We start from the raw sequence: 16,869 nt of genomic DNA on the forward strand, positions 1-16,869 counted from the left end.
ATGGAAGTTTCACTTTGTTCTTATTCTCTTCATTTGTTAAAAAGCAAACCTATATAAATTTCCCCAATTTTTAATCCTCGTATAACTCCAATGGTAAACCATCTGGATCTTGAAAAAACACAAACTGTTTCCCTGTTATTTCATCCACACGTATTGGCTCTGTTTTTATTCCGCATCGCTTTAGATGCTGAACAGCTTCTTGTATATCTGTAACTGCAAATGCTAAATGTCTAAGACCAGCTGCTTCAGGAAAACTTTTCCGTTTAGGAGGATCTGAAAATGAAAATAACTCAATTTGATACTGTCCTCCTACACATAAATCTAATTTATAAGAATCCCTTTCTTCCCTGTAAACTTCATTCAACACCTTAAATCCCAATATTTCAGTATAAAATTTTTTAGATATTTTATAGTTAGAACATATAATTGCAATATGATGCACTTTAGATATATCCACGCTCTACGTCATTCCTCTCGTTATCAAACATGCATATTCTCCCTCAAAATGAAAAACCTATGTAACAGAACATCTCATAAGGAGGTTTACTATGAAATTTGTTACTTTTTTTCTCGGCCTTGCCGTTGTTTTCTTTCTTGCCTTTATCGCAAGTAATAATAAAAAGCATATTAAATTCAAACCAATTTTCATCATGCTTATTATACAGTTGATTTTAACTTATTTGTTATTAAATACAGAAATTGGACTTGTGCTTGTAACCTTGATTTCTAATTTATTTACGAAGTTATTGAACTATGCTGCATCCGGGGTGAATTTCGTATTTGGTGGTATTGCGAATAAAGGCGAAATGCCTTTCTTCTTAAATGTTCTCTTGCCAATTGTCTTCATTTCTGTCCTAATTGGTATTTTGCAACACTTTAAAATATTGCCATTTTGTATTCGTTGGATTGGGTTTTTCCTTAGCAAAATAAACGGACTCGGGAAACTGGAATCTTACAACGCCGTTGCCTCTGCTATTGTAGGCCAATCAGAAGTATTCATTACCCTAAAAAAACAGCTTGCGCAAATTCCAAAACATCGCTTGTATACACTTTGCGCTTCTGCCATGTCGACCGTATCGATGTCAATTGTCGGTGCTTACATGACAATGATTGAGCCAAAATATGTAGTAACCGCTCTTGTCTTAAATTTATTTAGTGGCTTTATTATCGTACTCATTATTAATCCGTATGATGTTAGAGAAGAAGAGGACATTCTAGAGATTAAAGGCGAAAAGCAAACCTTTTTTGAGATGCTCGGAGAATATATTCTAGATGGATTTCGCGTTGCTGTTGTTGTTGGCGCTATGTTGATTGGATTTGTTGCCTTAATTAGCTGTATTAATGATTTATTCCATCTTATTTTTGGAATTACATTTCAGCAGTTACTTGGTTATGTTTTCTCACCTATCGCTTTTCTTATTGGTGTACCAAGTAAAGAAATTGTCACAGCAGGAAGTATTATGGCTACAAAGCTTGTAACGAATGAGTTTGTAGCCATGATGGATCTCAGCAAACTTGCAACCAGTCTCTCTCCTCGTACAGTAGGTATTATTTCAGTTTTCCTTGTATCCTTTGCAAACTTCTCTTCTATCGGAATTATTTCTGGTGCCGTTAAAGGATTAAATGAAGAACAAGGGAATGTCGTTGCTCGTTTCGGTTTAAAACTGTTGTACGGCGCAACACTCGTCAGCATTTTATCCGCAATTATGGTAAGCATTATGCTATAAGAAGGTAAATTTTTATCCTTTTTTTATTCATCCTTTTTGTATACAATACGAATAGGTGTCTCATAAATAATCGAGACATCTATTTTTTATGCATGTACAACAATATCTATTTAGCGTACAATATCTTTTATGTGTCTCGTTTACACATTATAAGAAAATATACAAATTGAATGATTTGAAGGAGAACTAAAGAATGAATTCAGATGTAGAAAACAAAAATAGAACTTCAAAGAGGCGATTTAAGAAAAGACGCCTACTATGGTTTGTTCTCATTCCATTACTCATTGTAACAATTGGGGGTGGAAGCTATTTCTTCCACATATACAGTAAAGCAAAATCAATTGTAAATAATGCATATTCCGAACTAGATAGAGGAGATAAATCTGATAAACGAGATAAAGCTGTTAAACCGATGACCGACAACGTTTCTGTCCTTATTATGGGGGTAGATGAAAGTGACCTTCGTGAAAAATCTTACGGCAAAGCAACACGTACAGATGCATTATTGCTTGCTACAATTAATAAAAATGATAAATCAGTAAAACTTGTTAGTATCCCCCGTGACTCTCGCGTATATATTAAATCACGTGATAAACAAGATAAAATCACACATGCTCACGTATTTGGGGGCGTAGATAGTACAATTAATACAGTCGAAAACTTTTTAAATGTTCCTGTCGACTACTATGTAAAATTTAATTTTAAATCATTTATAAAAATTGTCGATTCTCTTGGTGGCATCGACGTAGACGTTCCTGTTGAGTTTACAGAACAAAATAGTAAGGATGAGCCTGGTGCCATTCACCTAAAAAAAGGACGCCAACATTTAAATGGTGAGGAAGCACTTGCTTTAGCAAGAACACGTCACATTGATAGTGATTATATGCGTGGTCAGCGTCAACAACTTGTTTTGGAAGCAATTGCTCAAAAAGCACTATCTATAAACTCTATTAATAAAATTGGCAGCTTATTAGATGCTGTTGATCATGATTTAAAAACAAACTTAACATTTGATGACATGATGACAATTACGACAAACATTATGGGATCAAACTTAAGGATGGATAAACTCCAAGTAAAAGGTAGCGATAAATATATCGGCGGCATCTACTACTACATTCCTGATGAAAAAAGTGTACAGGACATATCCAAAACATTAAAAGAACATCTCGATGTTACGAATAAAACTGAACATAAAAAATTATAATAAAAAGGCTGCTAGGACTTTCCCAGTAGCCTTTTTATTATAATTTCCAACAAAACACTTCCATTTTCTTACGCAAATAATGACAAAAAGAGACAATTATTACAACAATGTAACATTTTTTATAAAAACATTACACCGACGATTAAAATAATAGTATACTAGTACATAATACTATTTTTATCATTCATACATAAAAAACGAATACATATAACCTTATATATTAACTTTTTGGGGGGAAGTAAATGAAGCTACGTAACTTACTGATTGGTTCTGCTGTCGCAGGTGGAATATTGCTATGTGCAGGTGGGATTGGTGGTTATCAATACGTTTCTAAGTTAAACAAACAACTCGATACAACCGTATTACCGCACACTACATTTGAAGGTACTTCTCTTGATGGTAAAAGTAAAAAAGACGTGCAAGAAATTATTCAACAAAAAGTAGATGAATTAAACAAAAAATCTCTTAACTATGCATTACCGAGTAATACACAAACTTATACGTGGAAAGACTTAGGTGTTGACTATAAAGAAAAAGACATTTTCGAAAAAATCTTTAACGAGCAAAAAGGGAATGTTATGAATCGCTATAACATGCGAAAACAAGCTGAAAACAGCGAGTTAAAACGTGAATATAAACTAACACCAGAACTGAACTCAACAGCTTATGAGGCTTTTATAAAAGAAAAATATAACGAAACATTAAAGGAACCTGTAAACGCTGAATTAAGTGTTTCCGGAACAACAGTAAACATTAGTCAAAGTCAAAATGGCGAAAAAGTTGATAAAGAAAAATTAAAAGAATTAACGGCAAAAGCAATTACTACTGGTACACAAGATATTCAACTTCCAATTGCATCCACAAAACCCGAACGATCTACAGAAGATATAAAAAACATGGGTATTACACAAGTGATCGCTGAATATTCTACTCCTATGGCTGGTCGAAACGGGAGCCAATCCTTTAATGTAAACAAATCTGCTAATACTTTAAGTGGAGCACTCGTAGCACCTGGTGAAACATTTAGTTTCAATGAACGCGTCGGTATTACAGATGCTGCGCATGGCTATAAATCCGCTGCTGTATATTTGAATGGTAAAGTTGTCCAAAGTGCTGGTGGGGGTGTGTGTCAAGTTAGTAGTACGCTATATGGTGCAGCATTACGTGCTGATTTAGGAGTTGTTGCTCGTAGTAACCACTCTATGCCTGTTCATTACTTACCACTTGGCCAAGATGCCGCTGTAGCAGATTATGGACCGGATCTAAAATTCCAAAACAATACGGGAAAATATATTTACATTCAAGCCTTCTCTAATGGTGGCAGTATAACTACACGTATTTTCGGTACACCTACTGGTAAGGACGTAGAAGTTTCATCAAAAGTAATTAGTGATACTGGAAATAAAATTACAGCTGTTACATATAAAAAAGTAACACAAAACGGTCAAGTGATCTCAAATGGCCAAATCTCAAAAAGTGTATACAAAAAGGCGTGATGATTCACGCCTTTTTGTTTTGCAGTAAACATATAAATGCCTCTATATGTTCCCTCGCCTCTTCTAACGACCATATACGGTTTCCTTGTTTAGCCGCTAATAAAGATCCTTCTTCCCACGCCTTCGCTTGCTTTATATGTAATAGCTCATGTTGTAATTTAGCAACGGTTTCTTGCTCTTCTTCCTCTAAGAACTCAGTCATTACATTGATTATCTCATCCTCATGCACACTTAACGTACAATATGTTTTTAAGAAATATTGAAGTGTTGGATACATACTACTCTCCCTTTCTTACTTGTCTGATGGATAGGAAGTAATGATTTTAAATCCTAATGACCCTGATTTATCTCTTGCTAAAACAGTAACTGTATTCATAAGCTTATCTTTTACACTCATATCTTTCTTTAATACCGTTTTTCCAACAGGAAACGAATGCTTCGTATTTAATACGAGACGATTTTCTTTGGAATTCTTTAACCACTTCTCAATTTCCTGCTCATGCTGTTTCAAACTATCTTTAACAGCTTTTGTTGCCGTCTCTTTATCGTAGTATGTACTTGCGGCCGATACTTTATCTGTACGTAATCGTTCTTTTAGCTGATCTTCTGTCTTTCCGACATGACGTTCTATCGTATGACCATTTTTCGGCGGTCCTTCCATTTCATCTAAAATATTATCATTAATTTTCCCTATTGATGCTGAATCGCTTCCTTTTGGACTTTCTTTTTTCTGTTCTTGTCCTGCACAACCACTTAAAACAAGTATCATCGCAAGTAAGCCGCTTAAGAAAATACTCCATAATCGTTTCATCATATCACCTCTTTCATGATTATCGTCATAACTTCACAAAAAGTCAATTTTATATAAAAAAAGCGTACACCAATGATTTGCATGTCGCTTAACAACGAAAAAACTCATTTATTTCATATTACTTGCACAGAAAAGGGGTGAATCAGTCCGTCCACATAATACTGACTTTCTTAAATGTTTTTTTCTAATCTATACTCTATCTTTTTTAAACATTTTACAACTTTCTCAGCTTCTTCCTATCCATGTATGGAATTACCTTCTCTTGATTTAAGAAATAACCGAAAAATATACCCCCTACCTTCCGTACCATATACCTGTAATGGGTATATTTTTCGGTTTTTATTATGAAAATTTATATTTTCTATTAAAATCTACACTTGCCTATACTGATTAAATGTGGTGTAATGCAAAAAAAGACAAAGGACTATAACGATATGCAAGAAATGATTCACAATTTACTCACAGAGCATTACACGATTGCAATTCCACTTAGTATTCTATTCAATATCATCATCAGTTTGGCAGGCTTTATTCCAAGCATATTTTTAACAGCAATCAACATACAGCTTTTTGGCTTAACAGACGGAACAATAATTTCGATCGCAGGCGAAGTATTGGGAGCAATTGTTTCATTTTATTTCTATCGACTAGGTTTTCAAAAATTGGCCCATAACAAAATAAACAACTATCCAAAAATAGAACGTCTTCTTTATGTACAAGGTAAAGAAGCATTTTTTCTCGTTCTATCATTCCGACTTGTCCCATTTATTCCATCTGGCATTATTACCTTATTTGCTGCGTTAGGAAAAATGTCGTTATTCTCTTTCAGTATTGCAAGTGCAATAGGAAAAGTACCAGCATTATTCATTGAAGTGTATTCTGCATACCATGTAATGAACGGAACAAGCGAAGCGAAGTGGATTATAACGATTGCTGGTTGTATCGGAGTATTATATGTATGGAAGAAGTGGAAGAAAAAATAAAAAAAGGAGCAATTGTTCCTTTTTTATTCTCTATCAAAGGGAGTTGCTGAAAACATTCATTTCATCATAAAAAAATCCCTTATATTTTGAACAAAAGTTGATCAAAACATAAGGGATTTATAACTTATCTTTCAAAAATTTTATAAAAAGATTGCTTATTTTAACAGGAAAATAAATTATAATAACTACCACTTCTTTATAAGCTTAGAAATTCTCTTTCTATACTATTTTGTTCTAAACGAATGATAGTAGGTCGCCATTAATGTCATTAACATTGGAATGGTAATGACAAGGGAAAATAAGAAAACTATCGAAAATATTGTACTTAATACCCCTGAACTTACCGAATGAACGAAATAACTTACAATCAGCATAGCCATACTAATTGCAACTGCTGACATAACTGGTTGTCTAAGTGTTTTTATTTTCTCCTGTTTTGTTTCTTTATCTGTATAAATTGGTTTTGTACCAGGTTTGGCCTTAAATAGGTGCACATCATAATAACTCGAACAAACATATTCCCAACCTGCCAATTCAAACATTTCAATATATTCTTCTAATTCGTTTTCTGCTAATGGTCTTATATCAAGACTAAATATAGTATCTTCAGCAGCACCCTTTTCTAATTCATATCCCATTCGTTTAAAACGTTTCACAATCCATCCTTTTGTAGCATACTTTCTTAGCTTTTTTAAATCTTGTTCTTCTGAAAAAGCAATCCCATTTGACATTATGTATTTTGTTTTCCCCATTTTAGTTCTCCCCTTTTAATCCATTTTCAGCAAAATCAAGCATCGTTTTACGTCTCAAAATATCCTGTTCCAACACTTCTCTACCTTTATCTGTCAAAACATATACTTTTCTACGTGAGTCTGAATCATCAAATAATTCAATGTAGGATTCGGTTATTAACTTTTTAATAATTGTATATAGTGATGCGGGCCCAATTACTACTTTCCCCTTTGTTAATTCTTCAATCAAGCTCATCACTGCATAGCCATGTCTTGGTTTTGTAAATCCTGCCATAATATAAAACACAGAATCGGTTAACTGTTCTAATGATTTCATTTTCTCCCTACCTTCATTATATCACTTTATGATATATCTAAAGATAATATATCATAAAGTGATATAATGAACAATAAAAAGATGGAATGAATATTCAATTTCATTCCATCTTTAAGGGCAATCCTTATCAAACTTTATTTACAATCCACAGGAGTGGAACCTATTTTACACCAACTGCATCATATGACTGCTTCACTGCTGTAACTTCAGCAGAGCTTGCACCATATAAATCAGCTGCAGCTTGTACTAAGCCAGCACGAGCTTGACTAAATGTAGTAGATTCAGTGAGGTATTGTGTATTTGCACGATAATAAATTGCACCTACTTTATCTTTACCAATACCATTCACTGTTACACCATAATGCGTACCACCATTTGCAAGTAAGTAAGCCGCTTTATTGATAATACCGCTGTTCGTATGAACGCCACCATTATCACTTGAACCAGTATAACGCTTAGAATAATGGTCTGGATCACCATATTTTGTTGGGTCACTCATAGAACGAAGTGCATCCCCCGATGTACCAGGCGTATAAATATCCTCTCCAATTTCCCAATCTGGATTACGATTATCACTATACTCTACTAAAGTACCAAAAATATCAGAAATCGCTTCATTTAATGCTCCTGACTCATTTTGATAAATCAGGTTTGAGCTATATTCTGTAACCGCATGCGTTAACTCATGCCCAATTACATCTAATCCACCTGATAATGCAGTAAATGTATAGCCATCCCCGTCTCCATATACCATTTGTGAGCCATTCCAGAATGCATTATTATATCCACTACTGTAATGAACCGTTGATTTTAACGGTGCTCCAGCGTCATTAAATGAATTACGATTGAACGTCTTTTTATAATAATCATATGTTACTCCTGCATAATAATGAGCATCTACCGCTGCCGCATCACGGCTTGCATTGAAAACGTTATCTGTATCTGCCCACAACGTTCCTGGTAACGTAGTGCGATTCTTCGCATCATATGTGAAAATCTGCGCTCCACGTGTATTATCTTGTAAATAATAAGTAGATCCAGATAATGTTGTATTAATAGATTTTGTATCTCCTAGTACACCTTTACCTGTCCCAACTTTATTTGTTCCTGTAACAGGTTTTGCAGCTGCTTTCGCATCTTGTTTTGCAACCTCTTGCTTAACTGGCGATTTATTCTCATCTGTTACATGATCAATTGTATTGTATTTATTTAACACTTTACCGCTATCCGCCTCAATGAAATAATAATAGTTACCTGGCTTCGGATCTAAGAAATTTAATTTCACAACATATGCATAAGTTGTATCCTCACCATTTTGATATACATATAAATCCGCTGATGGCTCTACCTCATATTTAGGGGTTAACCCTAGATCTTGCTGTGCGATTTCAATCGCTTTTTTACCTTCAATCTTATTTTTATTTTTTAATTTTTCTTTTTTATCTAGATCCGGTACAACTGTTCCAGATAATACTTTTAATGAACCATCTTTACTAACATGCGCTAGTTGGGTAGACCCCCATACCGGTGTACCTTCATATACTTGTTGCATACGTACCACTGTTGCATCAGTTACAGAATCCTTTTTCACTTGTTTCACTTTGAAAGAATCCTCTGCACTCTTTTCTCCTAACTTATACTCCTTTTTTGCTGCATTTAAATAATCAAACACAACAGATTCTGCTTTCTTTCCAGTTGCTCCTGTTAAATCTCCAGAGATAAACTCAGGTGACTGCACTGCTTCATTGTACTTTTTCGTAGAGAGTACGTTCTTTGAATCTGCAAACGCAGAGCTTGTCCCTCCAAATGTTGTAACTGCCATTCCTGCCGCTAATACAAATGCTAAACTCTTCTTTTTCATATAACCTTCCCCCTAATAAAAAATTTTTTTGAAAAAGAGTAGTTTTATATTATCATCTAGTTTCCACTATTTATATACTAAAAATTCAAAAAATTCTTTTCTCAAGTTTTGTAGAATTTTGGGGAGCAATTATTGAGAAAGGCCCTTTCCAATTTGGAAAGGGCCTTTTGGTTATTATTATACATTTACTGTTTGTGATAAATTAGAGTCTAATCCAAAAGTATCAGGTTTACTCGTATATTGCACACCACCTACCACGGTAAATACTACTGCGACCACTAAAATTCCTGCTAATATTTTTTTCATTTTAACCCTCCTTATGATCTTCTAGCACTTCAATAACTAACTTATAATATCGATTACTTTCTTCAAAATGTAGTAACCGAGCGAAATATTCCGCAAGCTCTATATATACTTTCTTTAATTCAATTTTATTTCCTGCCGACTTATAAAAAGGAATAGCTTCTGCTTCCAAAAATGATTTATAGGCTTTTGCGTCTTCAAAATATTTATACCGAAGCATAAGAAGTAGATATAACTTTGTATTAAACCTTTCTTCCTGCTTAGCAGCAATAACTCCCTTATCAATCCATTCTTTCGCTTCTTCTAGCTGCTCTAGTTTAATACATTGTAATGCCATTTCATATAATGTATCTATATAATTTAAATCTATTTGATTCTGAAATTGCAAACTTTTTAAATAGCATTCTTTCGCCCGCTGATACTGTCTTTTTTTATAGTATATATTTCCAATATTACTTAAAGTAATAGCTATAAGTACATCTTCGTCTGCAAAAGATGATGCTTCTCTCAATATACTTTCGTACATTTCCAAAGCCTCTTTATATTGACCTTTTTCCGCATAACTTAGTGCAATAAGAATTTGACAGTTAATCACATTCCTAAACTTGTATTCACCTCGAAATCCCTCTAATGCAACATTAGCAAAATGCAGTGCAAGATGATGAATTTCTAAATGAGTATATGTAAGAGCAATATTATAATAAATCCCAGTTTCATAATACCCTTGTTCTTTAGCCATCACTTCTGTCTCTAGTAAATAATCGAGGCCATCTTTCCACTTATATTGCAAACAATATAATATCCCTCTACTATACGTATATAACATTTTTTGAAACGGAGAATACTTCTTATACATTTTTCTCAACTTCTCTAGTTCTTCTTCAAGTGCAGGAAGATCTCTTTTCATAATTAAATAACGAGTATAGAGTAATTTATAATAGTTTATGATTTCAAAATCTAAAACATGCTTCATTTCACCTTGTAACTCATTATATATGCGTTCAACTTGCCCTTTGTCCAAATGAACTAACGCGTTTAACCAATCATCTAACTTCTCTTTCACTTCTTCTTCTACATCTCTCAAATCCGACACAGCAATCTCTAACCTCGCGCAGAGCAGCTGCAAGATTTCTTCTGATGCTTCTATCTTTCCATTTTCAATCTTACTTAAATATGAGACGGAACAAATGCCCTGACATAATTCTTCTTGTGTCATTTTTTGCTGCAGTCGCTTATAAAAAACTTGTTTCCCGATTTTCTCTAATGTTTGTTGCATTGTCCTCCTCCATTCTCATTTACCCCCACTACTTTAATAATACATAAAAATGCCAAAAATATAAATTGATAAATGTAAATTTTCTAAACATTTTTCGCCTTTTGTCGCTATAACTGTTATATTATATGTATAACAGTTATAGCGACAAAGGAGGTGCAACATGTTTATAACGATTAACATACAGTCTAATATTCCAATATACGAACAACTCGTTCATCAAATTATCGAAGGAATTGCCAAAGAAGAACTAAAAGAAGGCGAAACTTTACCTTCTGTTCGATTACTTGCTTCTGATTTAGGTGTAAATATGCTCACTGTTAATAAAGCGTATCAACTGCTAAAACAAAAAGGATTTATTCAAATTCATCGACAAAAAGGAGCTACTGTAAATACAACACAATTACATGATAACTCCGCATTTTTTGAGAGGAGTGAACTGACTCTACAACCATTTATAGCAGAAGCAAAATGTCGTGGTATTTCAAAAAAAGCACTCTTGCAATTTGTACAATCTTTAGCGAATCATTTTGAATGGGAGGAAACAAAACATGGACATATGGATTAATATCATTCTATTTGTAGCGATACTAGCACCATTTTTCCTCATTATTACTTTTACGCCACAAATGACTCCAAATATATATAGTTTTGGTATCCGAATCCCCGAAAACGCATATAACTTAGATGAAATTGTCCTCTTGCGTAAAAAATTTCGGAACACCCACTTGCTTTTCAGCTTGTTATTTACAATCTTTTTCATCAGTATTTCAGTATATTTTTCAAATGAAGCAGCACAAGCAACAGGCCTTATTATTTGTATTATCGGATTTCTAATTGCCGATTTTTTTATTTATTTACATTGTCATAAAAAAATGAAAGTCATCCGAAATAATATGAATTGGGCTATTGAAAAAAAGCAACCTATTGTAATTGATACATCTTTTCGAAATGAAAAATTAACCTATTCTAACGGATTATTTTCCATTCATGCATTCATATGTTTTATAACAATTCTTATTACTATCTCGTTCTATCCTGAATTGCCAAATCAAATCCCAACGAAATTCAATTGGGATGGCACTATAACAACCTATAGTGAAAAAACAATCGGGCTTTTCTCTGTTTTTCCACTTATTCAATTCGTAACAATTCTGCTTTTTATGGGTATCAATATACTATTAAAACGCGCTAAGCAACAACTCAATGTTCAAAATGCAGATGCATCTAAAATTTCTAGCATTCAATCCCGCAGAAAGTGGTCATTATTTATGATTGGATCTTCCTTGCTGTCTGTATTTCTATTCACTTTGTTCCAAATTTCTTATATCGTTCCATTTTCACCTCTTAAATTAATCATTAGCACCATTATCATAACTACAATAACAATTACTTGGGCAATCATTATTGCACGAAAACCAATAAATCAAGATACTTTATCAAGCAATGAAAATTTTTCTATTCAACAAGATGATGATCATTTTTGGAAACTGGGACAATTTTATTACAATCGAAATGATCCTACACTCATGTTAGAAAAGCGCTTTGGACTTGGATGGACTTTCAATTTCGCTCGCACCATAGCATGGGGGATTTTATTCGGTCCTCTCGTGCTCATTTTTGGAATTGTTCTATTAACTGCATAATCCCGGGTAAAATCTACTCTTAATTGAAGTAGCTGCTTTGGCATAAAGTGAAACTTTAATCAGAGGGGGCTTCATCCCCCTCTGATTATTAGCCGGACAATGCTTTCGCTGAATTTTGAGGTGAAAGTATTACTGCCGGTTAATGCGGGATAAACTACAAATAAACGATATAATATAACCAAATTACGGAGGTGTTTTCACAATGAATCATTATAAAGATGATAGTTACGCCTTACACACAGATTTATATCAAATCAACATGGCTTATACATATTGGAAAGACAAGATTCATAATCGCCGTGCTGTTTTTGATTTATATTTCCGAAAGCTCCCATTCGAAAATGGTTACGCCATTTTTGCTGGTCTTGAAAAAATTATAGAATACATAGAGACTTTTCGTTTTACCGAAAGTGACATCGCTTATTTAAAAGAACTACAATTTGAAGAAGAGTTCCTACATTATTTACAAAACATGAAATTTACTGGGACAATTCGTGGTATGCAAGAAGGAGAAGTTGTTTTTAATAACGAACCATTATTGCGTGTTGACGCACCTCTTGGTGAAGCTCAAATTATTGAGACCGCCTTGTTAAATATTGTGAATTACCAAACATTAATCGCTACAAAAGCAGCTCGCATGAAACATGCAGCGGACAATGATGAACTCTTAGAGTTTGGTACCCGCCGCGCTCACGAATTTGACGCTGCCCTTTGGGGTACACGAGCGGCCTTTATCGGTGGATTTTCTTCTACAAGCAATGTCCGTGCTGGAAAACGCTTTGGTATTCCAGTTGCTGGTACGCATGCTCATTCTTTTGTCCAAGCGTATCGTGATGAATATGTTGCATTTAAAAAGTACGCTGAAACGCACCAAAAATGTGTTTTTCTTGTTGATACATATGATACGTTAAAATCTGGTGTACCAAATGCGATTCGCGTTGCTAAGGAATTCGGTGACCACATTGATTTTTATGGCATTCGTCTCGATAGTGGCGATATGGCTTATTTATCAAAAGAAGCACGAAAACTACTTGATGCAGCTGGGTTTACAAATACAAAAATTATTGCTTCTAGTGATTTAGATGAATATACAATTATGCATTTAAAATCACAGGGAGCAAAAATTGATGTATGGGGCGTCGGAACAAAACTGATTACATCATTTGAACAACCTGCATTAGGCGCTGTCTATAAATTAGTTGCGATTGAAGATGCAAATGGCATATTAAATGACACAATTAAAATCTCTTCTAACCCTGAAAAGATCACAACACCAGGATTAAAACGAATTTATCGAATCATTAATCGCGTGAACAATCATGCAGAAGGTGATTATATCGCTTTAGAATCCGAAGAACCTCAACAGGAAGAGCGTTTAAAAATGTTCCATCCTGTTCATACGTATATTAGTAAATTCGTAACAAACTTTGAAGCACGCGAGCTTCATCATGCCATTTTCACAAATGGTAGAAGAACATACGAATTACCAAATATATTAGACATTCAAAAATACACTAAAAGCAGCTTAGCACTATTCTGGGAAGAATATATGAGAACGCTAAATCCCGAAGAATATCCTGTAGATTTAAGTCAAGAGTGCTGGGATCATAAAATGAATTATATTCAAACAGTACGAGATCAAGTTGCAAAAAATATACAAAAATAAAAAGAGAAGCCTTCGCTTCTCTTTTTATTTTACAAATCTTTCACTCTAAGCACACGCATCGCATTCAATACAGCAAGTAATGTAACACCCACGTCTGAGAAAACTGCTTCCCACATTGTTGCAATTCCGAATGCACCAAGTAATAGGACAAGCCCTTTTACACCAAGTGCAAAGATAATATTTTGCCATACAATATTGCGTGTACGTTTGGCAATTTTGACAGCCGTTGCGATTTTAGAAGGTTCATCTGTCATGATTACAATATCCGCTGCTTCAATCGCTGCATCAGATCCTAATCCACCCATCGCAATTCCGACGTCTGCCCTTGCTAATACTGGTGTATCATTAATACCATCGCCAACGAACGCAATTTTTTCTTTTGCTTGTTTTGCTCCATCAATTTTTTCAATTTCTTCTACTTTTTGCTGTGGCAATAATTCAGCATGAACTTCATCTAAACCAAGCTCTTTACCAACCGCTTCTCCAACTAACTTTGCATCACCTGTTAACATGACTGTTTTCTTAATCCCAAGCTCTTTTAATTTTTGAATCGCTTGTTTTGAGTCCTCTTTCACTTCATCCGAAATGACAATATACCCTGCATATGCACCATCTACAGCAACGTGAACAAGAGTACCTACAGTTTGTGGCTGCTCAAATGTAATGCTTTCTTTTTTCATTAATTTTGCATTACCTGCAAAAATTTCTTTACCTTGCACTTTTACAACTGTACCATGACCAGAGATTTCACTATAATCTTCAATCATATTTTCATCAATTGATTTTCCATAGCTACTCCGAATAGATTGCGCAATTGGATGATTTGAGTACACTTCTGCAAATGCCGCATACTCAAGAAGCTCTTCTTTTGTAGTTGTTCCACTTGGCTCCATCTTCGTTACTTTGAAAACACCTTTTGTTAATGTTCCTGTCTTATCAAAGACGATATGTTTCACATCATTTAGCGCTTCTAAATAGTTACTACCTTTGATTAAAATCCCGTTTTTAGATGCTCCACCAATACCGCCAAAGAATCCAAGTGGAATGGACACTACTAACGCACAAGGACAAGAAATAACAAGGAATACTAAAGCTCGATAAATCCAATCTGAGAATGTAGCACCTTCTAAAATGAGAGGTGGAACAAACGCTAATACTGCAGCTGTAATTACGACAGCTGGCGTATAGTAACGAGCAAATTTCGTAATAAAGTTTTCTGTTGGTGCTTTTCGACTACTTGCATTTTGCACTAAGTCTAAAATTTTAGATACTGTAGATTCACCAAACTCTTTCGTTACCTCAATTGTCAATACACCATTTTGATTCACGAAACCACTTAATACATCATTACCAACCTCTACTTCACGCGGTACAGATTCGCCTGTTAACGCTGAAGTATCTACCATCGATGCTCCTTCAACTACTTTTCCATCTAACGGTACTTTCTCACCTGGTTTTACAATAATGTAGTCACCGATTTTAACATCTTCTGGTGAAATTTGTTTTGTTTCGTTTCCAACTTTCACGTTTGCATAATCAGGACGAATATCCATTAATGAAGTAATTGATTTTCGAGAACGATTTACAGCGATACTTTGGAATAATTCACCTACTTGGTAAAAGAGCATAACAGAAACTGCTTCTGGATACTGCCCAATCGCAAAAGCTCCAAGTGTGGCAATCGCCATTAAAAGGTTTTCATCAAATACTTGGCCGCGTGTTATATTTCTTACAGCTCGCCAAACGATATCTCCACCAATTAGTAGGTACGCAATAACAAAAAGTGGAATTGTCATCATTTGTGGTAATCCCGCTAGTGCAGCTATCCCTGTTAAAACGCCACCAATTGCTAAACGCCAAATCATTTTCTTCACATTTCCTTCACCATGGTCGTGGCTACGATTATGGCTTTCCTTCTCTTCGCGAACAACTTTTACATCTGGTTCTAACTTATGAACAATCATTTTGATATCTTGTACTGTCGTTTCAAGTTCTTTTTTATTTGCAACTTCTATTTTTAATTTCTTCGATACAAAATCCACTGTAGCATTTGAAACAGAAGGCATTTCCTTTACCTTTGTTTCAATCTTCATCGCACAATTCGCACAATCTAATCCTTCTAATACAAATACTTCTTTCGCAACTTTTGATTGTTGTTCTTCCTGTACTTTAATATGAGGCTCTAATTTCGTAACAAGTTGCATCGCCTCAGTAATAACATGTTTTTCGTTATTTTGTTCTGTTTCTAACACCATTGTCTTAGTTGCGAAGTTCACGGAACAAGATAAGACACCATCTAATCCCCCAACGCCTTTTTCGATTTTCATCGCACAGTTCGCACAATCCAGTCCTTCTAACACAAGTTTTCGTTTCACTAGTGGTTCTGCCATCTTTCTCCCTCCTTGTGCTTTTATTTTCTATTCTTCTTCATTTACGTGTTCAAATGCTTGCTCAAAGATACCGATTACGTGATGGTCCGCCAATGAATAATAAACCACTTTTCCCTCTTTACGGTTTTTCACAAGCTTTGCTTGTTTTAATACACGAAGCTGATGTGAAATAGACGACTGTGTCATTCCAAGTAAATATGCTAAATCACACACGCACATTTCTGCTTCAAATAATGCGTGTAAAATTCTCGTACGTGTACGGTCGCCTAACACTTTAAATAACTCCGCTACTTTACTTAAGCTTTCATCATTCGGAATTGTTTGTTTCACTTGATCCACAACGTCTTCATGGATAATCGTTTGAGAACACGCCTCTTGGCATGTTTCCACTTTATTTTCAGCCATTATAGCTCACCTCTTTATCTAAACATATGAACA

The 16,869-nt window shown here is 34.6% G+C and carries 17 protein-coding genes; 7 read left to right on the forward strand and 10 right to left on the reverse strand.

The annotated features are described in order from the left end of the window. Positions 1-70: 70 nt before the first annotated feature. Complete coding sequence (locus BLV40_RS19290; protein ID WP_026593925.1) at positions 71-457, reverse strand: SMU1112c/YaeR family gloxylase I-like metalloprotein; 387 nt, start codon at positions 455-457, stop codon at positions 71-73. A 91-nt stretch (positions 458-548) separates the two neighbouring features. Here BLV40_RS19290 and BLV40_RS19295 point away from each other — a divergent pair, with 91 nt between their 5' ends. From BLV40_RS19295 to BLV40_RS19305, 3 genes are all read left to right on the forward strand, one after another. Then, on the forward strand, positions 549-1,727 hold the full coding sequence (locus BLV40_RS19295) for a NupC/NupG family nucleoside CNT transporter (protein ID WP_090692907.1): 1,179 nt from the start codon (positions 549-551) through the stop codon (positions 1,725-1,727). A 193-nt stretch (positions 1,728-1,920) separates the two neighbouring features. Continuing rightward, positions 1,921-2,934 (forward strand): LCP family glycopolymer transferase, encoded by a 1,014-nt coding sequence (locus BLV40_RS19300; protein ID WP_090692910.1) that lies wholly within the window; start codon positions 1,921-1,923, stop codon positions 2,932-2,934. A 242-nt stretch (positions 2,935-3,176) separates the two neighbouring features. Next, positions 3,177-4,430: a VanW family protein gene (locus tag BLV40_RS19305; RefSeq protein WP_090692912.1), complete on the forward strand. Its 1,254-nt coding sequence runs from the start codon at positions 3,177-3,179 to the stop codon at positions 4,428-4,430. 4 nt (positions 4,431-4,434) lie between these two features. On the opposite strand, the gene BLV40_RS19310 is transcribed toward BLV40_RS19305, so the two are convergent. Further along, positions 4,435-4,707: a hypothetical protein gene (locus BLV40_RS19310; protein WP_090692915.1), complete on the reverse strand. Its 273-nt coding sequence runs from the start codon at positions 4,705-4,707 to the stop codon at positions 4,435-4,437. Positions 4,708-4,722: 15 nt separating this feature from the next. Then, the gene (locus BLV40_RS19315) at positions 4,723-5,241 is read right to left on the reverse strand and encodes an RNase A-like domain-containing lipoprotein (protein WP_026593930.1); all 519 of its coding nucleotides are present in this window, start codon (positions 5,239-5,241) and stop codon (positions 4,723-4,725) included. 434 nt (positions 5,242-5,675) lie between these two features. Between BLV40_RS19315 and BLV40_RS19320 the strand changes: the two genes are divergently transcribed. Beyond that, on the forward strand, positions 5,676-6,224 hold the full coding sequence (locus BLV40_RS19320) for a TVP38/TMEM64 family protein (protein ID WP_090693080.1): 549 nt from the start codon (positions 5,676-5,678) through the stop codon (positions 6,222-6,224). 224 nt (positions 6,225-6,448) lie between these two features. On the opposite strand, the gene BLV40_RS19325 is transcribed toward BLV40_RS19320, so the two are convergent. The 5 genes from BLV40_RS19325 to BLV40_RS19345 form a co-directional block, all read right to left on the reverse strand. Beyond that, positions 6,449-6,976, reverse strand: a complete 528-nt coding sequence (locus BLV40_RS19325) for a DUF2812 domain-containing protein (protein ID WP_090692919.1) — start codon at positions 6,974-6,976, stop codon at positions 6,449-6,451. Position 6,977: 1 nt separating this feature from the next. Further along, positions 6,978-7,292 (reverse strand): PadR family transcriptional regulator, encoded by a 315-nt coding sequence (locus BLV40_RS19330; protein ID WP_016115627.1) that lies wholly within the window; start codon positions 7,290-7,292, stop codon positions 6,978-6,980. A 160-nt stretch (positions 7,293-7,452) separates the two neighbouring features. Continuing rightward, positions 7,453-9,153 carry a M4 family metallopeptidase gene (locus BLV40_RS19335; RefSeq protein ID WP_090692923.1) on the reverse strand — a complete coding sequence of 567 codons (1,701 nt, stop codon included), beginning with the start codon at positions 9,151-9,153 and terminating at the stop codon, positions 7,453-7,455. Positions 9,154-9,330: 177 nt separating this feature from the next. Next, positions 9,331-9,459: an NprX family peptide pheromone gene (locus BLV40_RS19340; RefSeq protein WP_090692926.1), complete on the reverse strand. Its 129-nt coding sequence runs from the start codon at positions 9,457-9,459 to the stop codon at positions 9,331-9,333. Between the two features lies 1 nt (position 9,460). Beyond that, positions 9,461-10,732, reverse strand: a complete 1,272-nt coding sequence (locus BLV40_RS19345) for a helix-turn-helix transcriptional regulator (RefSeq protein WP_026593935.1) — start codon at positions 10,730-10,732, stop codon at positions 9,461-9,463. A 160-nt stretch (positions 10,733-10,892) separates the two neighbouring features. Here BLV40_RS19345 and BLV40_RS19350 point away from each other — a divergent pair, with 160 nt between their 5' ends. The 3 genes from BLV40_RS19350 (at position 10,893) to BLV40_RS19360 (ending at position 14,041) form a co-directional block, all read left to right on the forward strand. Next, on the forward strand, positions 10,893-11,297 hold the full coding sequence (locus tag BLV40_RS19350) for a GntR family transcriptional regulator (protein WP_090692928.1): 405 nt from the start codon (positions 10,893-10,895) through the stop codon (positions 11,295-11,297). Continuing rightward, entirely contained in the window at positions 11,281-12,375 is a 1,095-nt protein-coding gene (locus BLV40_RS19355; RefSeq protein ID WP_090692931.1) for a DUF1648 domain-containing protein, read from the forward strand. The genes BLV40_RS19350 and BLV40_RS19355 overlap by 17 nt, the downstream gene beginning before the upstream one ends. Before the next feature lie 202 nt (positions 12,376-12,577). Continuing rightward, positions 12,578-14,041 (forward strand): nicotinate phosphoribosyltransferase, encoded by a 1,464-nt coding sequence (locus BLV40_RS19360; RefSeq protein WP_026593937.1) that lies wholly within the window; start codon positions 12,578-12,580, stop codon positions 14,039-14,041. Positions 14,042-14,070: 29 nt separating this feature from the next. Here BLV40_RS19360 and BLV40_RS19365 read toward each other — a convergent pair whose 3' ends face one another. After that, entirely contained in the window at positions 14,071-16,431 is a 2,361-nt protein-coding gene (locus BLV40_RS19365; RefSeq protein WP_090692933.1) for a heavy metal translocating P-type ATPase, read from the reverse strand. A 27-nt stretch (positions 16,432-16,458) separates the two neighbouring features. Further along, a complete protein-coding gene (locus tag BLV40_RS19370; RefSeq protein ID WP_026593939.1) occupies positions 16,459-16,836 on the reverse strand; it encodes an ArsR/SmtB family transcription factor in 378 nt (125 codons plus the stop codon). Positions 16,837-16,869: the final 33 nt, after the last annotated feature.

The sequence above is a fragment of the Bacillus sp. 166amftsu genome, from assembly GCF_900107445.1.
GTDB classification, from domain to species: domain Bacteria; phylum Bacillota; class Bacilli; order Bacillales; family Bacillaceae_G; genus Bacillus_A; species Bacillus_A arachidis.